General features: G+C 40.9%; 18 protein-coding genes and 1 pseudogene. 12 read left to right on the plus strand and 7 right to left on the minus strand.

Going from position 1 to position 25,799, the window contains the following annotated elements; translation table 11 throughout:
* Positions 1–1,090 precede the first annotated feature (1,090 nt).
* Positions 1,091–1,810 carry a CDGSH iron-sulfur domain-containing protein gene (locus BP861_RS08190; protein ID WP_292374288.1) on the plus strand — a complete coding sequence of 240 codons (720 nt, stop codon included), beginning with the start codon at positions 1,091–1,093 and terminating at the stop codon, positions 1,808–1,810.
* A 553-nt stretch (positions 1,811–2,363) separates the two neighbouring features.
* Here BP861_RS08190 and BP861_RS08195 read toward each other — a convergent pair.
* Positions 2,364–3,008: a YggS family pyridoxal phosphate-dependent enzyme gene (locus tag BP861_RS08195; RefSeq protein WP_292374289.1), complete on the minus strand. Its 645-nt coding sequence runs from the start codon at positions 3,006–3,008 to the stop codon at positions 2,364–2,366.
* Between the two features lie 738 nt (positions 3,009–3,746).
* Here BP861_RS08195 and BP861_RS08200 point away from each other — a divergent pair.
* Positions 3,747–3,884 carry a hypothetical protein gene (locus BP861_RS08200; RefSeq protein WP_292374290.1) on the plus strand — a complete coding sequence of 46 codons (138 nt, stop codon included), beginning with the start codon at positions 3,747–3,749 and terminating at the stop codon, positions 3,882–3,884.
* A gap of 105 nt (positions 3,885–3,989) precedes the next feature.
* On the opposite strand, the gene gpmI is transcribed toward BP861_RS08200, so the two are convergent.
* Positions 3,990–5,537, minus strand: coding sequence for a 2,3-bisphosphoglycerate-independent phosphoglycerate mutase (gpmI, locus tag BP861_RS08205; RefSeq protein WP_292374291.1), 1,548 nt, complete (start codon positions 5,535–5,537; stop codon positions 3,990–3,992).
* 90 nt (positions 5,538–5,627) lie between these two features.
* On the minus strand, positions 5,628–8,075 hold the full coding sequence (gene ppsA / locus BP861_RS08210) for a phosphoenolpyruvate synthase (RefSeq protein WP_292374292.1): 2,448 nt from the start codon (positions 8,073–8,075) through the stop codon (positions 5,628–5,630).
* Between the two features lie 230 nt (positions 8,076–8,305).
* On the opposite strand from ppsA, the gene BP861_RS08215 reads away from it, so the two are divergent.
* Both BP861_RS08215 and BP861_RS08220 read left to right on the plus strand, forming a co-directional pair.
* The gene (locus BP861_RS08215; protein ID WP_292374293.1) at positions 8,306–9,220 is read left to right on the plus strand and encodes an aldolase; all 915 of its coding nucleotides are present in this window, start codon (positions 8,306–8,308) and stop codon (positions 9,218–9,220) included.
* 586 nt (positions 9,221–9,806) lie between these two features.
* Positions 9,807–12,122, plus strand: a complete 2,316-nt coding sequence (locus BP861_RS08220) for a CDC48 family AAA ATPase (protein WP_394339169.1) — start codon at positions 9,807–9,809, stop codon at positions 12,120–12,122.
* A 99-nt stretch (positions 12,123–12,221) separates the two neighbouring features.
* On the opposite strand, the gene BP861_RS08225 is transcribed toward BP861_RS08220, so the two are convergent.
* Entirely contained in the window at positions 12,222–12,851 is a 630-nt protein-coding gene (locus BP861_RS08225) for a matrixin family metalloprotease (RefSeq protein ID WP_292374295.1), read from the minus strand.
* A gap of 376 nt (positions 12,852–13,227) precedes the next feature.
* Between BP861_RS08225 and BP861_RS08230 the strand changes: the two genes are divergently transcribed.
* The 7 genes from BP861_RS08230 to BP861_RS08260 all read left to right on the plus strand — a co-directional run bounded on the left by BP861_RS08230 (position 13,228) and on the right by BP861_RS08260 (position 20,183).
* Positions 13,228–13,638: a hypothetical protein gene (locus tag BP861_RS08230; protein WP_292374296.1), complete on the plus strand. Its 411-nt coding sequence runs from the start codon at positions 13,228–13,230 to the stop codon at positions 13,636–13,638.
* A 302-nt stretch (positions 13,639–13,940) separates the two neighbouring features.
* Positions 13,941–15,935: a glycoside hydrolase family 15 protein gene (locus BP861_RS08235; protein WP_292374298.1), complete on the plus strand. Its 1,995-nt coding sequence runs from the start codon at positions 13,941–13,943 to the stop codon at positions 15,933–15,935.
* Positions 15,936–16,007: 72 nt separating this feature from the next.
* The gene (locus BP861_RS08240) at positions 16,008–16,118 is read left to right on the plus strand and encodes a C2H2-type zinc finger protein (protein WP_292374300.1); all 111 of its coding nucleotides are present in this window, start codon (positions 16,008–16,010) and stop codon (positions 16,116–16,118) included.
* A 371-nt stretch (positions 16,119–16,489) separates the two neighbouring features.
* Entirely contained in the window at positions 16,490–16,816 is a 327-nt protein-coding gene (locus BP861_RS08245) for a DUF2769 domain-containing protein (RefSeq protein WP_292374302.1), read from the plus strand.
* Positions 16,817–17,214: 398 nt separating this feature from the next.
* Positions 17,215–18,453, plus strand: a complete 1,239-nt coding sequence (locus BP861_RS08250) for a phosphoglycerate kinase (protein ID WP_292374304.1) — start codon at positions 17,215–17,217, stop codon at positions 18,451–18,453.
* Between the two features lie 338 nt (positions 18,454–18,791).
* Positions 18,792–19,019, plus strand: coding sequence for a ferritin family protein (locus BP861_RS08255; protein WP_292374306.1), 228 nt, complete (start codon positions 18,792–18,794; stop codon positions 19,017–19,019).
* Between the two features lie 147 nt (positions 19,020–19,166).
* Complete coding sequence (locus BP861_RS08260; RefSeq protein WP_292374308.1) at positions 19,167–20,183, plus strand: type II glyceraldehyde-3-phosphate dehydrogenase; 1,017 nt, start codon at positions 19,167–19,169, stop codon at positions 20,181–20,183.
* A gap of 764 nt (positions 20,184–20,947) precedes the next feature.
* Here BP861_RS08260 and BP861_RS08265 read toward each other — a convergent pair.
* On the minus strand, positions 20,948–22,885 hold the full coding sequence (locus tag BP861_RS08265; protein WP_292374310.1) for a DNA/RNA non-specific endonuclease: 1,938 nt from the start codon (positions 22,883–22,885) through the stop codon (positions 20,948–20,950).
* A gap of 391 nt (positions 22,886–23,276) precedes the next feature.
* Between BP861_RS08265 and BP861_RS08270 the strand changes: the two are divergent.
* Positions 23,277–23,456, plus strand: a pseudogene (locus BP861_RS08270) (IS5/IS1182 family transposase); the annotation flags it as partial.
* 182 nt (positions 23,457–23,638) lie between these two features.
* Here BP861_RS08270 and BP861_RS08275 read toward each other — a convergent pair.
* Both BP861_RS08275 and BP861_RS08280 read right to left on the minus strand, forming a co-directional pair.
* Complete coding sequence (locus tag BP861_RS08275; RefSeq protein WP_292374312.1) at positions 23,639–24,829, minus strand: ATP-grasp domain-containing protein; 1,191 nt, start codon at positions 24,827–24,829, stop codon at positions 23,639–23,641.
* A 562-nt stretch (positions 24,830–25,391) separates the two neighbouring features.
* On the minus strand, positions 25,392–25,757 hold the full coding sequence (locus tag BP861_RS08280) for a DUF6951 family protein (protein ID WP_292374314.1): 366 nt from the start codon (positions 25,755–25,757) through the stop codon (positions 25,392–25,394).
* Positions 25,758–25,799: the final 42 nt, after the last annotated feature.

The raw sequence follows: 25,799 nt of genomic DNA on the forward strand, positions 1-25,799 counted from the left end.
TTTGGAAATGAATATAGTTTACTCACTCAAAATGTCGAAGAATAAAACACCTTTATGGCATATGCTGATTCTACTTTTCTTAATTTTCCCCAGTGACCGCCCGAAATCTGCTCACAAAGTGAGCATGCGGGCGTGGAGGGAAGTTTGATAGTTAATTAAAAAGAGATTTGATAACTCCTTCAGAGTTAATAAGGCGCTGCTGGATCTTTACACCTAAAACTCTCCTATTTTTCACCGTTGAAGTTATTAGCGTTATATCCGTGTATGACAAACTAAACAAATGTTTTTACAAAAAAATTTTAATTTCAAGACTCTCTCTAAGCTGGTTTACGATAGCAGTTTATTACTAATATACTCAGAGTTATGAATAAATACGGAAAGATAGATTCCCATATAGATGCAAAACTTGCACTTATAATAATAAAAACAGGATTGGTAAACCAGAAAGTATTACACCATTATTTGGTATAGACATCGTAAAACCATGAACTATTATAAATATTATGCCGATTATAAAAGAATAGCGGGATAAAGAAAGCAAAAAACAGTTTTAAGTAACTAGATTTACTCATACAGTATCTTTCTTTTCTTGTCATCCTACAGTATAAATATAAACCAAATAATACAAATAATGCTGCAATAACAATGTAAACAAGCGGCATCCCATGTAATGTTACAGCATGACTCGAAACTACTACTTTTCCTGTACCAGAGCCAATGATTTCACTTTCATTGTTCACGCTTCTATATATGTTTAAAAAATTAAAAGATTTTTTGTTTCACCCAGCACCCTTAGACTTGATAAACCTTACTTTATCTCCAGTGGAGAAGTGAGATTTAGATATCCATAATCATCGTCTGTCTCTGATCCCTCTCCCTCAGTTTTGAAACCGTCAGTTGAGCTGATAGCTATCGAATATGTCCGCAGCAGTAACCATCTTACCGCCTAGTTGAGGATCTGATCAATCCTATTACATGCTCTCTTATTGGGAACAATATGAATTGGAAAACTATAGAATTTATCAAAGAGGCAAATAGTCAGACTAAATATCCATTACTGCATTATAAGAGATAATGGGGAATTATGATTATGGAAGTCAATGAGAAAGAAATGAGGATTAAGATAATCAAAGATGGACCCTATCGCGTTACAGGCGGAGTACCGCTTTTGGAACAGGTAATTGTCACCGATGCCGCTGGCCACACCAGAGAATTAATTGATATAAAGGAACACCCTCGGCGGGAGGCCTATATTTTATGTCGCTGTGGATCATCCAAAAACAAACCCTTCTGTGATGGGACCCACAGCAAAGTCGGTTTTGATGGTAGCGAAACAGCCAGCAGGAAGCCTTACCTGGAAAAAGCGGAAACGTTTGAAGGTCCTGATTTGAAACTCACCGATGTCCACGAGCTCTGCGATCATTCCCGTTTCTGCCAGCGGTCTGGCGGAATAAGGAATCTTATACAAAAATCAGACGACCCAGAAGCCCGACAAACCGCCATAGAGGAAGCCATGATCTGCCCGTCGGGACGGCTGGTCCTGTGGGACAAGAAGACAGGTAAACCCTTTGAAAAAGAATTTGAACCATCTATTGTACTGGTTCACGACAAACAAAAAGGTTGTGAAGGCCCCCTCTGGGTTCGAGGCGGTATCCCCATTGAATCTGCAGATAGCAGCATGTACGAATCCCGGAACAGAGTAACCCTCTGTCGATGTGGGAAGTCAGAGAATAAGCCCTACTGTGACGGCAGCCACTGGATGAACAGCCAACAGAAGCTCGAGTTCAGGAAGAAGTGGGGCCTGGAATGAGTGAATTCGTTAATTCATAGAGGTTGTTAACTTGCGGAAATAGTAATCTCGCATAACAATCAGGCAATCCAAAAGCCAAAATGAAGGATCTACGACTCTATCCTCGTGAGACAGTAGGTCGATAATAAACTATACTGCATGGAGTGTACCCTTGATAATGGGCTTATCTGTAAGGACTGCGGGGTCAATAAGGATATTTACTCTCCAGTTCATAGATCTCTCCAATGCTTTTTGATACACAAACTGAACGAATTTCCAAACTGCCTACTCTATTTTTTCTTCTTTTTTGCAGGTAACCACCCGATATCTGCTCACTTTGTGAGCATGCGGCGTGGAGGGAAGTTTTCAGATAAATTTTAAAAAGAAATCTGACCACTCTTTAAAAATCAATAAGGCGTTGCGGGATCTCTATGTATAAAAAACATCTTTTTTCGTCATTGAAGATATTGCGTTATCTACGCTGAGTACTGGATGAGTTTGGTCTCATTTCCAAATTATGATTTTACAGAAAGCATACCAAAATTTTGTAGAAAATGAGAATGATTCTACGTTATCATAATACATCGAAAATTTTCCTACCGACGCGGACGATGCTTGCACTTTCTTCTATTGCTATTTGATAATCGTCTGTCATTCCCATTGAGAGATGCTGAAGATGTTTTTTTAAGTGCTTCTCTGCTTTGTCTTTTAAGTCTTTTAATTCTTTGAAATATTTTCTTGAATCTTCGGGGTCTTCGTTTTTTGGCGGGATTGTCATCAGGCCTTCAAAACTTAAGTATTCGAGGGTTGATATTTGGTCTAGAAGCTTTAAGAGACTACCGGGCTCTAATCCGGTGTGTTTTTTTTCGTCTGTCTTCACTTGTATGAGGATTTTCTGGATTCTTTTTTTTTCTTTTGCTGCATTGTTTATCTTTTCTGCAAGTTCGTATGAATCAACACTCTCTATCAAGTAGGGATTTAGGTTTACTACTTTTTTTGCCTTGTTTAACTGAAGTGTGCCGATGAAGTGGGTTTTTATCTCAGGTGGGAGATATGGGGCCAAATCTTTCATCTGTTGATAATGATTAAAGCCGATATCTGTAACACCTGCTTTTATGGCTTCTTCTATTTGTGTTTTTGATGCGTATTTTACTGCGGCGACAAGTGTTACATCAGATGGGAGCGTTTTTAAAAGTTCTTTTACATTGTCTTCTATCATATGTTATCATTCTATGGTTATCATTCTGTGCAGAGATTTTCAGTATTTTGTCTCTTTTATAATAAGTATTTCTGGTAGAAGTAATCATCTTATGGCATCTGAATCGGTACTATATAGGAAACTAGACTAAGTATGCCTAAAAGAAGGTTTACATCGATCGTGTAATAGAGCCAGATCTTTTGCACCAGAAACCTTTAACAAAGTATATTTAACAATCCTGATCAAACGATAAAACTTCCAAATATTATCAAAACTCTCATCAGGACTTTTTATGATGCATGTATACAGTTGTTTTTCTAAAGTATTTTATTATGGATTGAATAAAGCTGTAATTAAAGACCATTTATCAAGATTAAGAGGAAGAATACAGTAGTTTTTCAGGAAAAGTTACTGTATTTTCTTGCCTGCTCTCTGGTAGCTCTTGACTGGTTTTCTACAGAATTGTTCTACGTGTAGAAGTAATAGCCTGCCTCAGTGGTTCAGGGAATGTCAGTTAATCTTGCGGATACCGAATGGACATACGAAAAAATTCGACCTTGAGTACCTAATTTACAACGATTATCGACTGAGAGAAAAAACCTTGAAGATATTGAGGTATATAAGTGCTTTAAATATTCCAACACAGGAATCTCTCTTCTTGCGATCCCTTGAGTAGCTGGAAAGCACCTCGTTATAGCGGATAGCGGCGAACATGACGAGGAGGGACATATCGTAGAAGATTCCGAGACACGGATCAAAATGGTTCAGAAAAGGCTGTTGAAGAAACTGCCTCTTATAAAGAAAGAGATCGAACCTGCAGTGTATGGTTTTTTACTTGCACTTTACAGAATAAAATTAAAACTTAAGAATAAAGAGAAAGCGAAGGAGAATGAATAATGGGAGTAAAAATTGAATATGAGCTAGTGCTGTCGTTTTTCAGTTCAAGTGCATAAGCCATATCTTAATTGCAGAATCAAACCTAATTTTCATACAGGCTCTTAATCACTCTTTCACTAAAAGTGATTTTCCTGTCATCTCTTGCGGCTTAGGGAGTCGAAGAAGCTCAAGAATTGTCGGTGCAACGTCACACAGTTTTCCATTCCTGAGGGCTTTTACCTCAGCGTTTCCGAAGTAAATGCATTTTACCGGATTTGAAGTGTGTGCAGTATGTGGCTCTCCTGTTTTTGGGTCTATCATCTTCTCTGCATTTCCGTGATCTGCAGTAATAAGTGCCACACCTCCTATTTCTTTTAGAGCTTCAACAATCCTGCCGATACAATTATCCACGGCTTCTACTGCTTTAACTGCAGCTTCAAATATCCCAGTATGCCCGACCATATCCATGTTTGCAAAGTTCAGGATAATAACATCATACTTTCCTGACTGAATTCTTCTGATAACTTCATCCGTAATCTCATATGCGCTCATTTCTGGTTTAAGGTCATAAGTAGCGATTTTCGGCGAAGGGATAAGGCAGCGGTCTTCACCCTTATAGCGCTTTTCTTCGCCGCCGTTAAGGAAATAGGTCACATGGGCATATTTTTCTGTTTCAGCTATGCGTAGCTGGATGAGTCCATGCTTGCTCAATACCTCTCCAAGTACATTTACCAGCTTTATTGGAGGAAAAGCAACGGGCACATCAAGAGTTTCATCGTACTGGGTCATGCAGACAAAGTAAACCTCAGGACGTTTTTCTCTCACAAAGCCATCAAAGTCCTCTTTTACAAAAGCCCAGGTTAACTGTCGTGCCCTGTCTGGCCGGAAATTGAAGAAAATAACAGAATCTTTATCCTGTATTGTTGCAACAGGTTTTTCTTCGGGATTAGTAATTACAGTCGGTTTTACAAATTCATCAGTTTCTCCCCTGGTGTAGGCATTAGAAATTGCAATTTCTGCATTTGGAGCTGTATATGGAGCTACTCCTCTTGTCAGGGCATCGTAGGCAAGTTTTGTCCGATCCCAGCGCTTATCTCTGTCCATTGCATAGTAACGACCTGAAACGGTTGCTATTTTAGCATTTTCATGCTCTTTACAAAATGCGTCCAGTTCCTTTATGTCTCCTATAGCAGCTTTTGGAGGTTCGTCCCTCCCATCGAGAAAAGCGTGTACGTATACGTTTTTTAGCTCATTCTCCTGTGCAAGTTTTATAAGGGCATATAGGTGAGGCATATAACTGTGAATGCCTCCATAGGAAGCAAGGCCTATGAGATGAAGGCTTGAATCGTTAGCTTTAACATTTGAAATTGCATTCAGAAAAACCGGGTTTTTGAAAAAATCTCCGTTCCTGATAGAGATGTTTATTCGGGTCAGATCCTGATATATAACTCGCCCTGCCCCTATTGTCAGATGCCCAACTTCAGAATTCCCCATCATACCCTTTGGAAGGCCTACAGCTTCCCCTGAGGCTTCTAAAAAACACCAGGGATATTCTTTTTCCAACCGATCAAGGTTTGGAGTTCGGGCTGCCAGGATAGCGTTTCCTTCTTTTGCTTTCATGTAGCCCCAGCCATCAAGAATAATGAGCATAAGGGGTCTTCTTGCCTGAGTCATACCACGAACTCCACACATCCATAAGATAGGTCTCTATTACGGATGTGATAGATCTTATCCGTCACGCACAGCAATTATTTTTTTGCCTCTTTATTGTCTTCCAGCTATTTTTTCCACTTCTTTATACCCTTCCAGTTCCTTTTCCGTATCCAAAACTTTAAGAGTGACTTTCATAACCGAGTCCGGATTAAGTGAAATGGAATCTATGCCCTGTTTTACCAGGAACTCTGCTATTTCGGGATAGTCGCTAGGTGCCTGTCCGCAGATCCCGCTATGCCTTCCATTCTGCTTTGCCCCCTGTACGGCCATTGCCATTATTTTCAGAACACCCGGATCCCGTTCATCAAATTCTGCAGCAAGAATTTCCGAGTCCCTATCAACTCCGAGGGTCAGTTGAGTCAAGTCATTTGAGCCTATCGAGAAGCCATCGAAATATTTGCTGAATTCGTCAATTTGAAGAACGTTATTTGGAATCTCGCACATAACATAGACCTGGAGCCCATTTTCTCCCCTCTTTAGCTCATTTTTCTCCATTTCAGCAATTACTTTCTGAGCTTCTTCAACCGTCCTGCAGAAAGGAATCATAATAATGAGATTTTTAAGCCCCATATCTTCTCTGACTTTTTTCAGAGCTCTGCATTCAAGGGCAAAGCCTTCCCTGTAACGCTCATCAAAATAGCGGGAGGCTCCCCTGAAACCAAGCATGGGGTTATCTTCCTTCACTTCAAAATAGCTACCCCCAAGCAGGCTTGCATATTCGTTGGTTTTGAAGTCACTTGTGCGGACTACAACATCTTTTGGGTAAAAGGACGCAGCAATGGTTCCAACTCCCTGAGCAAGCTTATCTACGAAATACTCTTCTTTGTTATCGGAGGTTTGGGTAAGTTCCTCGATTTCCTGAAGGACCTTAGGATCTTTGACCTTTTCAGGATGCACTAGAGCCATTGGATGGATCTTGATATAGTTTGAGATAATAAATTCCTGCCTTGCAAGCCCAATTCCGTCGTTAGGGATCATGGAAAGGCTAAAAGCCTCGTCAGGATTTCCAAGATTCATCATAATTTCGGTTTTAGGGCGTTTTGTGTCTTTAAGGCTCAACGTATCTTTGTGGAAAGGAAGAATTCCCTCGTACACAATCCCCTCTTCACCTTCCGCACAACTTACGGTAATTTCCCTACCGGTCTCGAGAATTTCGGTTGAGTTGCCTGTTCCAACAACTGCCGGAATTCCCAGTTCTCGGCTAACAATTGCAGCATGAGAGGTTCTACCTCCCTGGTTTGTGACAATTGCAGCCGCTATTTTCATCACAGGCTCCCAGTCCGGAGTTGTGGAATCGGCGATCAGGATCTCTCCCTGTTTAAAAGAAGGCAGATCTGAAACATTAGGGATTACATGTGCCTTTCCAGCAGCAATTTTGTCTCCTATGCTTTTGCCTTTTGCAAGGACATCAGATTTCTTTTCGAGCACATAAGTTTCCAGAACATCTCTTCTTTTCTGGGATTGGACGGTTTCCGGTCTTGCCTGCACTACAAAAAGTTCTCCTGTTATACCGTCTTTTGCCCATTCGATATCCATCGGCATGGGTTTCTTGTCTTTATTTGAGTAATAATCTTCAATGGTAATAGCATACCATGCAAGTTTAAGCACTTCTTCGTCATTGATGCAAAAGCGACGTCGATCAGCCTCAGGAACCTTCACATTCCGAGTAAACGTTTTAGAGCCACCTTGCCCATAGATCATCTTAATTTCTTTATCTCCTAAATTCTTCTCGATGATTGGCTTATATCCTTCCCTGAAAGTTGGCTTGAAAACGTAGAACTCATCCGGATTTACCTGTCCCTGCACGATATTTTCCCCAAGCCCGTAGGAACCTGTAATGAAAACTACATCCCTGAAGCCGGTTTCCGTATCAAGAGTGAATATAACCCCGCTAGAAGCCATATCAGACCTGACCATTTTCATTATCCCTATCGACAGTGCCACTTTGAAATGATCAAAGTGATTTATTACCCGATAGGAAATAGCCCTATCAGTAAAAAGTGAGGCAATACAGCGTACGCAGGCATCTCTAAGTGCAGGATAGCCACGGATGTTAAGGAAAGATTCTTGCTGGCCTGCAAAAGAAGCAGTGGGTAAATCCTCAGCTGTAGCCGAACTCCGCACGGCTACATCCGTATTTTCTCCATACTGCTCACATAGTCGGTCATATCCCTTTTTGATCTCATCCCATAGATCATCAGGAATTCCTGCCCCAAGAATCAGGTCCCTTGCAGTTTTTCCCCTTTTTGCAAGTTCTGATACATCCGAGATATCAAGCCCTTCCAGGGTTTGCTTGAGCTTTTCGAGAATCCCTCCGGCTTTGAGGACATGCCAGTAAGCCTCAGCAGTCACTGAGAAGCCGTTTGGGATCTTTACTCCTTTTGGAGTGAGTTCTCTGTACATTTCTCCAAGAGAGGCATTTTTCCCACCTACAAGCGGAACATCTTCAATCGAAGTCTCATCAAACCAGCGTATATACCTACTTTTGTTCTCAGACATTTCCCCTAAATCCCCTTTAAAAATGATTATATTTCAAAACATATTTCCAAGAAATTTGAAAATGTATCTAAGGTCCCATACTACTATCCAACTATTATTATCCAAATATTATGATAGATAGGACTTATGCGTTTAGATAATTATTCTATAAATTACATTAAATACCATTATTTATATAAATGGGACTTGCCTGGTTGACTAGAAATGCAAGTACAAAAGTTAGGGGTTTTATGAATATGGATATGGAAAGAATACCGCTAGATGTCCCGAAAACAGAGAGAGAAACATACCTGAAAAACTACACGGAGATTACTCGAGAAAGTGGGAAACTAATGCTGTTTGCAGGGGACCAAAAAGTAGAACATTTGAATGATGACTTTTATGGGAAAGGAGTAACCGAAGATGATGCTGATCCAGAACACTTTTTTGAAATAGCATCAAAAGCAAAGATAGGGGCTTTTGCAACCCAGCTCGGACTAATTGCACGCTATGGTATGGATTACAGAAACGTACCTTATCTTGTGAAAATAAATTCGAAGACCAATCTCATAAAAACTTCTCAGGCTGATCCTTTTAGCAATCTCTGGTACGATGTGGATCAGGTAGTCCAGTTTAAAGAAAATAGCGGGCTCAAGATCCTTGGGGTAGGTTACACTGTCTACCTTGGCAGTGAGTTCGAAGCTGAGATGCTCGTGCAGGCTGCCCAGGTAGTTTATAATGCCCATCAACACGGGATGGTCTCAGTACTCTGGATCTATCCGCGCGGTACTGCTGTAAAAGATGAAAAAGATCCCCACTTAATCGCTGGCGCAACTGGAGTTGGAGCCTGCCTTGGCACGGACTTTGTGAAAGTTATTTATCCTGAAAAGGAAGGAGCAAACTCTGCTGAGGTTTTTAAGGAAGCTATCAAAGCAGCAGGACGTACTAAAGTTGTTTGCGCAGGCGGTGCCAGTGACGAAGTCGAAGATTTCTTGAGAAAGCTTCATGACCAGATCCACATCTCTGGAGCAATGGGGAGTGCAACAGGAAGAAACATTCACCAGAAACCCCTTGATGAAGCTATCCGTATGTGTAACGCTATCTATGCCGTAACTATTGAGGGCGCAACCGTTGAAGAGGCTATGAAGATCTACAAAGGGAGATAAAAATGGGACACTTTTTCGAGCACGAAGCAAAACATGTTGGTGATGTGATATTCATCGTACTTGGAATCAGCTTATTGTCTTGACTTAAACATATGATTGATCCTGACTTAAACATATGATTGATATTTTTTAATTGATATTTTTGGGATAAATTCGCTGATAAAAAATAAAGAGTTACTATAAAGAAAAAAGTCATCTGCTTCAAACATTTTGATTGAATTCTTTTTTATATAACAATTAATATAGTACTAAATGATGGGTGGACTACTATACAAGGAGTCGCAGCTACCTGAATCTCTGGGGTGAACTTATCTAAAGAGGCCCACCCGAGCTTAAAGGGTTTATAACTAGAGGTATAGGTTGTCCTGCAAAAGTGATGTTCTTGGTCTGCTAAAGGGGATACCTTAAATAGAGTATAATGTCCCTGATGACGTAACCAGATAAATCAAATGCTTTGAAAGCCAGCGTAATAGAGAGTAACATCAGAATGCTGAATTACAAATAGGCTTTCTTTCAAATAAAGCTGGGTCATTTAAAAGCTACTCTAAGCTACTATGTTGCCTTTTTTAATAAATGTTAATTTTTAATGTGGAGATGGGGGTATTGTTTGACTGATAGGGAAAAAATAACTGAAAAACTAAAAGTCGCAGAAGCTGATCAAAGAGATGTTGGAAAAGGAATTGTCAGAGTGGACGACAGTTTCAGGGAAAAGCTGGGCCTCAAGCCCTTTGAAGTAGTGGAAATCAAAGGAGGAAAATCGACTTCAGCCCTGATAGGACGCCCATACCCCAGCGATTCGGGCCTGGATATCATCCGCATGGATGGACTTATCCGAACCAATGCAAAGACCAGCATAGGGGAATATGTGGATATTCGCAAAGCCGACTGGAAAGAAGCAAAGAGTGTGACTCTTGCTCCCGTAGCTAAGGGCATGCAGATCTATGCACCGAGTGAAACTCTTAGAGCCGTATTTATGAATCGTACGGTTTCAAAGGGAGATTTTATTTCCACCACAAGCTTGAGGCGGTCACGGGAAAGGGAGACTTTCGGTAAAGGAATCATGTTCGAAGATTTCTTTCAGGACTTTTTTAGTCCAGGTATGGGGCAGTCATTTGGTCTGGGAGAAATAAAACTACAGGTGATCTCCACTTCTCCTTCCGGGATAGTAAAGATTACAGATAAGACAGAGATTGAGCTCTTACCTGAAGCTGCAGAAATAACCCCGGAACAGAATGTTCCCACTGTCATGTATGAGGATCTGGGTGGACTTAAAGATGCTATCTCCAAAATAAGAGAAATGATAGAGCTACCCTTGAAGCATCCTGAACTTTTTGACAGGCTTGGGATCGATGCTCCAAAAGGAGTACTACTTTATGGACCGCCTGGAACAGGTAAGACAATGCTTGCAAAAGCAGTTGCAAACGAGTCCGATGCTTACTTCATCTCAGTCAATGGTCCGGAAATCATGTCCAAGTATTATGGAGAGTCAGAAAAGGGAATTAGAGATGTTTTCGAAGAAGCAGAGAAAAACGCTCCTGCAATCATCTTCCTTGATGAAATCGATTCGATTGCTCCTAAGCGGGCTGAAGTAACCGGGGAAGTCGAAAGGAGAGTAGTTGCTCAGCTTCTCTCCCTTATGGACGGGCTTAAGGCTCGTAAGAACGTAATCGTTATAGGGTCAACCAACCGTCCTGAAGCAATTGATATGGCACTCCGTCGACCAGGTCGGTTTGACAGAGAGATTGAGTTGAGGGTTCCAGATACTGAAGGCAGGCTCGAGATTTTCCAGATTCACACTAGAGGCATGCCACTTGCCGAAAACGTAAATCTCATGGACTTTGCTCAGATAACTTATGGATTTGTGGGAGCTGACATAGCTGCTCTTTGCCGGGAGGCAGCAATGAGCTCCTTAAGACGGATTCTTCCAAAGATCAATCTCAATGAACCTGAAATTCCAAGTGAAATCCTTGATACACTTAGGGTCACAAGGGAAGATTTTGAAAATGCCATGAAAGATGTTCAGCCGTCTGCTATAAGAGAAATCCTTATCGAAATTCCTAATGTGAGCTGGGAAGATGTAGGCGGTCTGGAGGGAGTAAAACAACTTCTTAAGGAAGCCGTGGAGTGGCCTCTTAAAAGTCCTGAATCGTATAGGGATATAGGAGTTGAGGCGCCTAAAGGAGTGCTTCTGTACGGCCCTCCGGGTACTGGAAAAACTCTCCTTGCAAAAGCCATTGCCCATGAATCCGAAGCTAACTTTATTACCGCAAAGGGAAGCGACCTGCTTTCCAAGTGGTACGGAGAGTCCGAAAAGAGAATTGCTGAGGTCTTTTCACGGGCAAGACAGGTTGCTCCATCCATTATCTTCCTGGATGAACTAGATTCTCTTGCCCCTATTCGCGGGGCTTCTGCAAGTGAGCCTCAGGTTACAGCCAGGATCCTGAATCAACTTCTTTCCGAGATGGATGGACTTGAGGAACTCAGAGCTGTAGTGGTAATAGGTGCAACCAACCGTCCTGATATTATAGATCCAGCTCTTCTAAGACCTGGACGTTTTGACGAGTTAATTCTCGTTCCCGTTCCAGATGCAGGAGCTCGAAAGGAAATTTTTAAGGTACATACCAGTAAAATGGCGATTGCAGAGGATGTTGATATTGAAAAACTCGTTTCCCTGACCGACCAATACACAGGTGCTGATATTGCAGCTGTGTGCAAGAAGGCAGGAAGAGACGCGCTTCGTGAAGACCTCCATGCTAAAGAGGTAAAGCAGAAACACTTCCTTCAAGCAATTGCTGAAACCGGGCCTTCGGTTACTCCTGATACCATGAAATATTACCACGCTGTACAGGGCGGACTGAGAAAAAGGCAGTCAAAAGAAATAGAGACTCCATTTTATACATGAGAAGAGATGGGAAGTTTAAATTTTCTTTTTCTTTCCCTATTCTTGTTTTCCTTTATTTTCTTCTCTATTCTTGTTTTCCTTTGTTTTCTCAATTTTTTTTCATTTTTTCCTGCTAAGTAGCCAGCTTACAGAGAAGAAGACGAAAATTGCAAGACCTAAATAAATTACAAAACGCAAAAAAGCACCGTATTTGCCAAGAAAGAGAGGATTTATGTTATTTATCTGCTCGTTGGTTGGATACATAATATCTTGCTTATCATTGCTGTGATTTAACCCTAGGGCGTGCCCCAATTCATGCTCAGCAATGGCGAGCATTGCAGTATCACTATATGGGACCCATTTTCCCCATTGATAAGTTCCAACTCCAAGTGCGATGTCCACGCGTACAAACCGCCCATTGACAATAAATGGAGTCGTAGCGCCTGCAACTCCACTAGGAGCACCCTGATCTTTCTGCAGGTTTTCGACCCATCTTATCCTTATATCAGCTTTTTCGGAATCCACAAGTTTAAAAACAGGAGTGTATTCTAGCTTTCCGTTTCCTCCTTTTTCCCAGTAGTTCAGAGCTTTTTGTACCTGTATATAATAGGAAGGACTATAATGTGGAGGAACATTTTTGTTATTTACATATACAGTGATAGGGGAATGACCCCAGGGATGGTCTAAAATTCTTGGATAATCAGACTCAGAAGCTGCCGAAGCAGTGGGTAAAATAAGTACAATCAGCAACAGTAAAAGGAGTAAGTTTATTCCGGACCTACTGCTTCGTGTAATTTAAACTTGCCTCCATATTGTTAGTTAATTAATCCTAAAGGCTTGATACAAAATAGTATTACTCTCTCGCATAAAATCCTTCCCGAAAGTATCTTCAATATTGACAGACCACTTTTTATATTCGCAAATTGTATTCTGTATTAGTAGACAACTTTGAGTCTTTACTTTTTATATATAAATAAAAACGAGATAACGTTATCAGATTAAACTCCTGTTTCTGAATGACAGATTAGAAACTTTGTATCCGAATAAATATTAGCCGATGAAAACTATGCTAAATTGGGGTTATTTAATATAATATTCTGTATATATTATTCCGGGGGAGACATAAATGTCGGGTATAGACACTGATGAATTTATGTCAATTTCTTTTGATTTACAAAAAATAGCCTTGATCCTTGCCATAATAGGTTTTATCATAATGAGGACAGGTAAATTAAGTAAAGGAAAGTTACACAGACACGATATAATATCCACATTAGGGTATTTGCTAGTAGTCTTATCTGTTCCATATATGATCAATTTTACATACGATGCCGTAATCTCGAAAACCATTTCTCCTGTAATTTTAGTTCATTCTTTAATAGGAATTGTGATTTTAATCCTGGGATTTATAGTTGTGATTAACAGGCGAGGCTGGAAAATCAAAAGAAGATGGAAAACTAAAGCGAACATGCAAGTTCTTTTAGTTTTATGGTTGATAAATTTCATCCTAGGGACATATATGGTCTTGTTTACCTAATAATGACTTGTGCTTTTTGACTAAAAAGAAGCAGTAGCAACTCCTTAGTAGTAAACTTTTAGTAGTAAACTTTTAGTAGTAAATTTTTAGTAGTAAACTTTTAGTAGTAAATTTTTAGTAGTAAACTTTTAGCAGTAAATTCCTAGCAGTAAATTCCTAGCAATAAATCCTTAATGGAATAAATCTCAACAATTCTACGGAAGTTTCATATACTCGACTTTATCCTTCAAATGCATAAGTCCCACACTTTCCTGAAAGCTCTGATGAACTGTAAAAAGATCTGCCTAACGAAGGTAAAGGCTATGACCCGACATATTGTTCTTGGAAATCAGTCTTTGCTTATAAATATAGATAAATGGTTCCAGGTAAGAGATATTTACTTTCCACATGTTGGAATGGAGAACCATGTGAGGGGACATGCCCATAGGATCGGAGTTTATACAGACAGAAGGCTTTCCTGGATTAATGAAGAAGACTGGGAGAAAAAGCCTGCGTACAAGAAAAACACTCTTGTTTCCGAAAATCAGGCCGTTAACAGGGAGCTAGGAATCGAACTCCTTCTGGAAGAAAGTGTCTGCTGTAAAGACAATATTTTTCTCCGGAAAATAACTGTTAAAAACCTGCAGGACAGGCCAAGAGAAGTCCGCTTGTTCTTCAATCAAGACTTTCACCTTTATGGGGACGGCATAGGGGACACTGCAGTATATCAGATGGACCATAACGTTATTGTTCACTACAAGCGAGCCAGGTACTTCCTAATTGGCATTCTCAAGTCAAATCGAAAAGACGAGATAGCTTCCGATATTGATGATTATGCCATAGGTTATGCCGAGAATGAGGGGTTAAAAGGTACATACGTGGATGCCGAAGATGGAGTTCTCTCAAAGAATCCAGTAGCTCACGGCTCTATAGATTCGACTGTGGGAGTTAGCCTTCAGCTTCAGGATAACGGCACAGAAATTATCTACTACTACCTGACCGCTGGGAAAAATTTCAAAGATGTCTATGAACTCAATGACCTTGTTATGGAAAAGGAGCCTGAAAGCCTTTTGAAGCATACTGAAGACTATCAGAGAGAGTGGGTTAATCATCAAGCCATTGATCTCTCAGGACTTGAACCCAGGATTGTGGATTTGTATAAGCGATCTCTCCTTACGATAAAGACCCAGGCAGATATACATGGAGCTATAATAGCGGCAAATGACTCTGATAATATTCAGTTTAATCATGATACCTATAGCTACATGTGGCCCAGAGACGGAGCACTTGTATCAATTGCCATGATAAATGCAGGTTTTCCTGAACTTACCAAACCTTTTTTCAGATTTTGTAAAAATGTAATCTGGTGGGCTGGCTGCTTATTGCACAAATATAATCCAGACGGCACTCTAGGAAGCAGCTGGCATCCCTGGGTTGAGTATGGAGAACCTTCGCTTCCTATTCAAGAAGACGAGACTGCTCTTGTTATCCACGCCCTCTTGAAGTATTATGAAGCTACCGGAGATATTGAGTTTGTAAAGGAAGTCTATGAGCCTCTTGTAAAAGATGCTGTCTTTTTTATGAATGAATATAAGTATCCAAATGATGTGCCGGTTGAGAGTTACGATCTCTGGGAAGAGAGGAGAGGGATTTTTACCTTCACTGCATCTGCCGTCTACAGAGGGCTTCTCTCAGGAGAAAAACTCGGCCGTCTGGTAGGAGACGAAAAATTACCTCATTTATGCAGACTACGCTATTCAAAGTTGAAAAAAGCGATATTACGAGAGCTTTACGACTCTGAAAAGGGCGTTTTTTTAAGAGGTATTAGCTACACAAATCACAATATAAAAAACAAGAATATAGATCGTACGACAGACAGTAGCGTGTACGGAATCTTCGAGTTTAATTTACTCCCGGCAGATGAACCTAGAGTAGTGAGGACAATGAAGAATCTTGAAGAAAAACTCTGGGTTCCGGGAAAAGGCGGGCTGGGAAGATATGAAAATGATCTATATTATCGTCAAGAAGGCAGGTTCAACAGTAACCCGTGGATTATATGTACGCTGTGGCTTGCGAAATGGTATATTGCAAAAGCAAAAGAGATTAAGGATTTAGAAAAGGCTCTTGAATTGATCAACTGGGTTGCAGACAGTTCCCTTGAGACAGGAATTATGCCTGAACAGATTGACTCTCTTACAGGAGAATCACTTTCTGTTGCACCCCTTACTTGGAGCCATGCTGAATTCGTGGATACAGTTATTCGGTATCAGAAAAAGAAAGCACAGTTAATAGTTATAGAGAAAGTTGAACATCTTTAATTGTAGTAAAGATTATTTTAGGTTTCTCGAATATTCTTTATAAAAAGTAAAGTCTGAAATGGGGGAAGCAATTTGCAGGAAAGTGAATCAGAAGAACAAAAGTTTGAATGTTCGGTTTGTCATATGACTTTTGCAACAAGAGCTGAATATGAAAAGCATATGAGGGAAAAGCATAATAGATAAAACGATTTATGTATTAAGTTTTGAAAACAGTTGTGTAGAAAAAAACTTGAGAATAGAATTTAGAATAACGCAAACCCGAGATTACAGAAAAAGTTTTGTCGACAGAGAGAAGGGGAACTAGGTCTATCTGGTGCACTCTGCTCAAGTAGTAAGTTCGCGCCAGAGCTTTCGTATTATGTAATCTCCTACAGTTCTAGATTCTGGTATGGTTCCAAGTTCTCTTATTGTTCCAGATTATTTTATGGTTCCAGGTAAGCTTTGTTATTGATGTATCAGCCTAACCGCATAAGTTATAGCTTTTTCGAAAACTGAAAAGCCTTTTATTATCCAAACCCAAAGTATAAGATGAATATTATTTTTTGGGGGATAAAATGGATACGAGCGAAAGCACCAAAGTTCCGTATACTCTAGCAAACATCAAAAAATGTATGTGTCCAAAGTGTCCAGTTCAGGCTGACAGTAAATGTGCAATGGATAAACTTGATAACTTAGTAAAAGGATTGGAAAGTTCACGGGAAAGAGAGATTCCGGAACCTCAAAACGTTCCGGGAATATATTGTTCAACAGGCAAGGCCACCTGTCAGGATCTTAACCCTGAACAACAGTGCATTTGTTATACCTGCGCAGTCTGGAAAGAGTATAATCTCGGAGAAGGAGTACCATCCATGTACTTCTGCCAGAATGGTAAAGCAACTTGATTTTGAACCCAGAAGATAAAAGATGATATCTGGAAGTCAGATAGCAAATTAGCAAAAATGAAGTCGAGTAAATGAGAGAAGCTAACAGGGTCTATATTATCTAAATTTATCTAAAGCGATTTAGCCTCTATCGATATACAATTGTCAAGGATTTAGTCCGTGTCTTTGAGGAGAAAAAACTGAAAATTAAATTTTTATCCTCACCTGAAATTGTCGTCCCTGTTCTTTCTTGTCTGGTGTAACTCAGTTCCAGAGGTACTTTTTCGATTTAAAGTCCAAGAACGTCAAGAATCTTGACAATTTCAGAGAGAACTTCTCTGATAATTCTATTAACCTTCAATTACAGTCAGCTCATGCCAAGCGGGTTTATACCACCATATGCGAGGGGGATACTGTGTATGTCTCAGAAAACAATTGAAAAGGATTATCTGACGATGGGTGACGTTGTACTGGACGATAAAACAGTACTTGTAAGGGTAGACTTTAATTCACCCATGGATGATAATGGGAACATCCTGGACGATAGAAAAATTAAGAGTCATTTACCTACGTTGCGATCTCTGGAGCACTCAAGAGTAGTTCTGATGTCTCATCAGGGTCGACCCGGAGATATGGACTATACCACCCTTGAAGCCCACGCAAAGCTGGCAACAGAGCTTCTAGGTCAAGAAGTGACCTATGAGGATGACATATTCAGCTCCTGCGCAAGGAATGCTATAAAATCCCTTGCCCAGGGAAAGATCCTGCTCCTTGAAAATACGCGCTTTAATGCTGAGGAGATCACAAACCTCACTCTTGAGGAACAGGCTAAAAGCCAGATGGTCAAGAAGTTGTATCCTCTGTTTGATCTTTTTATAAACGACGCTTTTTCGGTTTCTCACAGATCTCAATGTTCTGTGGTAGGGTTTACAGAGGTTTTGCTTAGCGTTGCTGGCATCCTTATGGACAAGGAAATTACAGGCTTAGATAAAGCCTTGAAATGCCATGAGCATCCAGCAATCTTCGTATTGGGTGGAGCAAAAGCCAACGACTCCATAAAGGCGATTTCTAATATTCTCAAGCGAGGCGGTGCTGATAAGATCCTTACCACTGGGGTAGTAGCTACAGTATTTATGATGGCAATGGGCATCGATGTAGGCGAGGTCAACAGGAAATTCATTGAAGATGAGAAATATATGGACCAGATCTCTATCGCTTCCAGGTTACTCAAGGAATATTCAGGCAAGATAGTCGTGCCTGAAGACGTAGCGTTAAACAATGGTGGAGAACGTCAAGAAGTCAAAGTGGACAAGATAAAGGGAGATCTTCCAATAGCTGATATTGGCCGAGAGACCATTGAAAATTATTCACAATATCTGAAGGAAGCAAAGTTATGTGTTTTTCACGGTCCAACTGGTATTTTCGAGTTAGATAAGTTCAGGCTTGGTACGGATAAACTTCTTAAAGCTGCAACTCAAGCAAGCTACTCTGTCGCAGGAGGAGGGCATACCTTAGATGCCATTGATCAACTCGGCTTGGAATCTAAATTTTCCCATGTAAGCATGGGTGGAGGTGCGAGCATAACCTATCTCTCTGGCGAAGCCTTGCCAGGAATCACGGCTCTAAAAAATTATGCATCCAGATCCTCTAAGGGTTAAAAATCTCTACAAGTCGTCTTTATATTTCCTCAAAGGACTCTTTGATTACTTACTTTTTAGACAATTAACTGATGCAAAAGGCTTTGTATTCTATGACATTTTATTTATTTAAATCTAAATGCAGATGGCTCAGGGCTTACGCAGTAAACTGAAATGAATAGCATGAGATCTCAAAATTTTTAATTATTGTATTGTAACAGTTTGCTCATGCTTTTTGTTCTAAAATGCACTAGTCCTAAAACACGTGATAGTTAAATTTATTGAAAAGGGGGGCATTAAACGAGAGTGACGACAAAGCAGAATCTCATCAATGCATTTGGGGGAAAAGTCAAGCATATATGAGGTATGTGCATTTTGCAAATCAAGCCGAAATAGAAAAACTTAATAATGTGGCTCGATTGGTCCGTGCAATCGCTCACGCTGAATATATACATGCAGGAGATCATTTTAGGGAGTTAAAACACCTCGATGGGGGATTTGTTGTAAATAGTATGGCAGTTTTTGGACCGGGTGATACCAAGAAAAACCTTAAGCTGGCCATTGCTGGTGAAACATTCCTGAATTGAATGGAGACTACTCAGTTAAACTAAGAACTTGATGTTGTTAACCTTCAACTGCCTTAGAGCAAATTTAACCATCACGTCTAATCTACCTGATTTTGGACTTTAAGCACATAAGTCCTAAGATATAGAAATAAAAAGGACAGGATAACAATGGCTAAAGCGAAAATATCGGTAAACGGTTACGGAACTATAGGAAAAAGGGTTGCAGACGCCGTAAGGGCTCAAGACGATATGGAAGTTATAGGAATTTCCAAGACAAAGCCAAATTATGAGGCTGCAGTAGCACATCAGCTTGGGTATAACATATACGCCCCTGCTGAGAATGTTGAAGCTTTTGAGAAAGCAGGAATGCCGGCGGCTGGAAGTATTGAAGAGATGCTAGAAAAGTCTGACCTGGTTGTGGACTGCACTCCTGGAGGAATTGGTGAAAAAAATAAGCCTATGTATGAGAAAGTCGGGATAAAGGCAATCTGGCAGGGGGGCGAGAGTCATACCATTTCAGGTTTTTCTTTTAATGCGGAGAGTAATTACGAACAGGCTGTAGGCCGCGACCTGGCAAGGGTTGTCTCATGTAATACTACAGCACTTTGCAGGGCTATTTCAACTATAGACAGAGAACTCGGAGTAAATAAAGTGAGGGTAAGTCTTGCAAGAAGAGCAGTCGATCCCAATGATATTAAAAAGGGACCTGTTAACGCAATCGTGCTTAATCCGGTTAAGCTTCCGTCTCACCATGGACCGGACGTTAAGAGCGTGCTCCCGCACATTAACATAACGACTGCAGCTACAAAAGTCCCAACAACGCTTATGCATGTGCACACTGTAAATATGGAAGTCAACAAGGATTGTACTGCAGAAGACATCAGGAATATCTTTGGTTCCCAGTCCAGGATCCGTTTAATAGGGCAGGGTATTACTTCAACAGCCGAAATAATTGAATTTGCGCGGGATATTGGACGCCCCAGACATGATATGTGGGAGCTATGTATCTGGCCTGAATCTATTACAGTGACTGAGAAAGAGCTTTACTTCTTCCAGGCTATTCATCAGGAGTCTATTGTCGTTCCAGAGAACGTGGATGCAATCAGAGCAATGATGGAGTTGGAAAGTGACGGTGCGAAGTCGATCGAGAAAACAAACAAAGCTATTGGACTGTATAACAAATAAGGTTGTGGGAGCTCGAAATTTCTATGAGGACTCAAGTTTTTGAGGACTCATTCCTTTTATCTCTTCTATTCCTTTTATTTCTCCGAAGCCTTTTATATAATCTACAGCCTGTTTTTGTTTCTCCATATCTCGCAAATGAATTAAGCTATTTCTTTGATTCTCTGAATCCTTACGATTTAAGCCTTTCAATTTTATGCTTGTAGGTTATGGTGCAAAAGCAGGCATAAACGGGGAGAAATTAATTCTGTCGCTCCTTTCAACAAAAATCCACAGATCGTAGTTGAGAAAGAATTCCGTAATTACAAAAAGGATGTGTATACATTGACAAGGAAGCAAATAAAATTGAAATGCAGGAGTTAGAGGGTAATAAAATTGAAACATACATTGATTTCAAGAAGTTTCATGGGTGGATACTTGGTTTAAGCCAAAAGATTCGCGAGAAACGGGAATTGATAATAGGAGTACGTTGAAGAAGATCAAAGACAAGATTAGGCAAGGTAAAAAACTGAACTATGAAAAAAGTGAGGGTGTTGATGAAAACTTTACTCTAAATACTCCTTTCTAGTAAGATTGGAGATTTTATGACCTTTTACTCTAGTAATATTTTTATTAACTGGGAGAAAAAAGATCAGTCATTGAGCTTGCCCGCAAAATGAAGTGAAGCCGACACGCAAAAAATGGCTTGTCGGCTTGAGACCTTTTAGTTCATTGGCAAGGCTGTGCTTCGTTCTTTAATCCGAGGCAACAAGCATCAAATGATTGTATCAGAGCATTATGTCCGCAGCAGAGCGAATCCTCCGGATATAGCTCCTCTGGCTTTCCAGGCCCTTTCCGGCTGCTGCCCGGGCCATAGGATCGGCATCTGTAGGTAAGCCAAATGATAGGTCGGTCAGCGCCTCAACCTGCGCTACCGGCACTTGCCAGGTCTTGAACTCATCGTCGAAGAACTCCATGCTCTCCAAATAATTCTTCTGCGTGCGCAGGTAGGCAGTAACACTTAGCTTCCCGTTTTTATTGACGAACGCCACCGCCTTCCAGAAATCGGCAGGCAGGAGGTACTCGTTGCGGTAAATCATATCGTCTTCGCGAAAGACGGGACCGGTGAATACCGATATCTTCACATTGGCATTATCTGCGGTCTTCAGTATGTAGTCTTCCACTTCGAGCCAATCATGCTGGTTGAGGCGCTCGTGCTGAGGCGAGCAGTTCGTATAATGGAACGTATCCTCTCCCGCGTCCTTGGCATTTGGCCCCCAGCAGGGATCCAGCCGGCGAACCAGATGTCCGCGGTCAAGTGGGTTGCCTTCATATAGTTTGGGTCCGGCCTGATATTTCTGGTCGAGACGTGGATCTAAGTACCATTTGTCGCGGTCGCGTTTGATGTTCACCAGCTTCTTGCCGTCAATATTGGCTGCGGTATAGAAGGCCAGCCTTCGATCGGCATTCATCACAATCGAGAAGTGCAGGTAGGTGAGAATCTCGCCCCCGTCCTTGAGTTTTGCGACTTTGGACTGGAGATTCTCGGCCAGCTTGGGAAGCGGTAGATGGTACAGAGAACCCAGAAAATCGGGATCGTAGCCATCCGCCAGGCGGTAATGTTCCATGGGTAGTTCTCCCAGCTCCATTGCTGTGCCGGGGATGGGGTCTGGGGCGGTTATGATCACAGGTCCGATCGGACCAGTGCCATGGCTGCGAAGCCTACGCAGAGCTTCGGCCACCATCGGCTCATTCTCGCTGCGCGACTCCAGTGCCTGGAAGATGCAGCTGATTCGTACGCCCTCATTGGCCACCCAGGCTATGGTACTGGGATCATCGATGCCTTCTCGATAGGGCTGACCGTCTGTCTTGAGGATGTTGCCCTGGGCATCTTTCATCGGGACTCCTGAATGGTGCAGGCCCACAACCAGCCACTGATCATTGAATACGGGCGAGCCTGAGGCTCCGGGCTGAGTGTCGGTCAGATAATGCAGCCAGTCATCGAATACATCTACAACTTCGTTCTCCCGCAGGCAGCAATGCTTGAGACCGCCCTCAGGATGCTGAATGATGGAGACGTATTCGCCTGCCCGGACCTTTCCGGTATCTTCCACGAGACGCAGTAATCCGTAATCGGTAAGCTCTGTCCCTTCTGTGGCAATGGAGGTTACAGATACCAGTGTGAAGTCCAGGTCCGGATCAGTGACGAAGACCTCGTCGGGCCGCAGGTCGAAGGATCTGGATATCTTTTTTCGACCGTTTATATCTTGTTCAAATTCAAACTCTATAAAACTCTTCCTTGCCAGCTCTGCTGTATCGAGGACATGGTTATTCGTCAGCAGCAGATTTGGGCCAACAAGAAAGCCCGTGCCATAACCCTCTGGCCTGCCGAAGGGGTTCACGATATGGATCCTGCAGACAGGTCTGGCCGCGAGCAGTCCAAGTTCCAGATAGGAGATGTCGACAAGATCGCTCTTTCCCATGATTCTCTCCAGGGCCAGGCTATCACCTGGTTCAAGAAAGAGCAGGCGCCTCTCTATGGGTTGTGCCTCCGTCAAGGGCCTGATGATTTCACGTCCGAATCTCTCGCCTGGCCGTTCCACTTCAGCAGCTTTCGGCCGGCTATAATACCTTTCAGAGGCTTTTCTCTGTTGCTCTTCTTTTCGGGAATAATACCTTTCAGAGGCATTTCTCTGTTGCTCTTCTTTTCGGGCATTTTCAAGCATATATTTCCCCCCATCATAACCCAACAGTTTGAAATAATTATATTAATTTTATTTTTCTGAAACCTATTTTGAGTCTTGGAATGAGTTTAATACAACTTGGGTACTATATTAACAAATTCATAATATAATATCCAAGCCACATCATTTTTACAAATATTCCAATATTATATTGGCAAGAATAAATATAATAATTTTGAACTTTATATTAGTATTAGGGTTCTCTTAAACTCTCTATTAAACTGAAGATTATTTCTCTTTTTTTCCATTAATTAAGGTGACTATTGGTTTCCCCAAAAAGTATATCTTATTTTTTACCGAAGTTCAAATTAAAGTAATTAAAAATCGTAAATTTTGTTGAGCGGGACTTATAATCTTCCTCTGGCGATATATTATGAAAGCTCCGTTTATTCCAGTAAACGAAGATTTCAAATGGAAAATTATTGTCCGAAATATAAATTTTTTTGTCTGAGATCTTGCAGGCAAATCCTTACAAGGAAAGACAGAATGCCCTTCCTAAAATCGGTTCTTACTATTAAAATTGTTCTCCTGAGCATGTTTTTCTTGTGAGATCTAGTATGCGATAAGAGAACTCGAAGAAAGGGAAAGTTTGAGACACTTTTTAAAAAATTAGTTCAAAAGCCCTCTTTGAATGAAGAAATAGAGAGGTCTATAACTTTAAGTTCAGAACGGAAAGTTTTCAGAATTCAGGTACACTTTTCCTATGTAACCTTAAGCACTCGATTACTAACAGACTCAGGAACTACTTATCTTTGTTTTGCATTCAATAAAAGTCTTTATCCTCTTTGCCCCCTTTTCAAGGGACAAGATTGTATCTTCTCTGGTAGAGGTGCACGAAAACAGGGAAGTAAGAAACCAATCAGGCCATACATTCGTTCCCTGGGGAGGGATATCTGCTCCCTTTTCCCTGAGAATGGCAGCTAAGAGCTGTCTGTCTATAAAAAGTTCTCTATCCGAATAGATTATTCCCCTTGCAGCAAAGCAATTTGCTTTGGGTTTGGAAGGAAGTTCGCCTCTGAAGCAGCCAACATGGGCTTCAAAAAGGTTAATATTCATTGCTTTCTCGATTGTATCAAAGCTCCCCTGGAACCTGGGATTTATCTCAAGCACTATAGGGCCAGCTTCCGTAACCAAAAAGTCCACCCCATTTGAGCCTAGGAGCTTAAAATCAAGTATCAGTTCTTCAGCAAGAGCTTCCATTTCCTCAGCTTGATCGGTCCTGAAAGGAGTTATGTTCCCACAATAAGCAAATGGAAGTCTTGAGAGCCAAGGTATCCCTATTAACTGCTCATTTACTGCCACTGAGAGAGCTTCTTTCTTGGTAGAAAGTAAAGAGACGCTTGAAGGAATACCTTCCAGAAAATCCTGTATAACAACTGTCTCTGCCATGAACTCCAGATCCAGCCTGCGGTGACATAGACTACATAAATTTACAAGGACAGAAAAAAGCTCCTGTTTGTCTCTAGCAATCCTATTAAAGAGTCCTCCTGAACTAAAGGCAGGTTTGACAATTACCGGATATTCAATTGCATCTATTTCGTCCAGAGAATAAAAGTTAGGATGCGAGATACTAAGGGCTTCAAGTCTTTTTGAGAGGTACTTTTTGTTTGAAGCTTTCTGTTTATTCTCCGGACTGCTGGCAAGTACAGGGCAGGAAAAGCAGTTATGATCAAACATTTCCGTGCCCGAACCCGGGACAATGGCATCAAACTCAAGCCCGAAGGCAACCATTTGAGCCTTTATCTTAGAAACATCCAGTTCAATCAGTTTTGGTTCAGCCTTGTGCTCCAGAAGAGCTGAAGCATATGCGCATTCTTGTAGGTCTAAGCTACGGAAAGCATCAATAGAACAGACATTATAACCAGCTCTTCGAGCGGAACAGACAATGTTCCGGTTATTGTATCCGATTACAAGGATATTTTGCATCTTTCCTCGATTTATTTCATTAATATCATCAATTAAACTCTAAGGTGCTGGTTTTTTTTCGGCTTAGAGCCTATCCGAAAAGTCAATAATTGGATGGTATTAAAGTTACTCCTGAAATATGGATACTCATCGACCTTAAGGTATCATTTATCCCATAGGATTTACGTACTCAATATATAAAATCGATTACAATAACCATAAAATGCTACCGTTTTAGGTTTTACCGTTTTAGGTTTAAATGTAAGAACTAATCCACTTGTATGATCAAGTTTAATTTTAAGACATACTCTTAGTTGTCGTTTAGCTCAAATCTGCTAGGACATTGGTTTTTTGGCTCTGTAGAAATCCTATTAAATAACAAATCTACATTAATTTGAACTGAACTATAATCTGTATTTTCATAGTTAGTTTCTATCTCTTGATGCTTAGATAGGTTTTCTACAAAGCCTACAAAGCTTAGATTAATTTATGTTATATTCTTAAAGATTAAATTTGAAAAGGGTGTGCTTTTGTTTAGGAAGCTCTGATTAATATCTACTTTTAGAATAAGCAATATAAGCCCTTAATTTGTACTCTCATTTAGAAGGACTCCAGCATCTTTAAGAGGAAGTATTTGCAGGCTCTTTTTTGCAAGCTCATTCTCTATGTTACATACATTAAACACTGCACCAGGGATCAGACATTTTCTGGTACAGTCCAGAGCACATTCCCTGGTGCACTCAAAGGAGCAATTAATTTGTCTTTCCATCTCCAAGATAATATCGTTCTGATTATCTGGAAGTTTCTGAAGAGGAACTTCCAGGAAGGTGAAGGCTCTGAATTTTTCACATGGGGTATCAATCTCTATGATGATACTGTCTCCTTCAATCCTTCCCGTTACTGTATGGGTTAAACCACAGATTCTGGAAGATACGCTGATTTGTGTCATTTTTGCAGCTCTACCTGTGATATGTGCTTCTAAGAGTTTCTT

The sequence above is a fragment of the Methanosarcina sp. UBA411 genome, assembly GCF_002495725.1.
In the GTDB taxonomy this organism is placed as follows: domain Archaea; phylum Halobacteriota; class Methanosarcinia; order Methanosarcinales; family Methanosarcinaceae; genus Methanosarcina.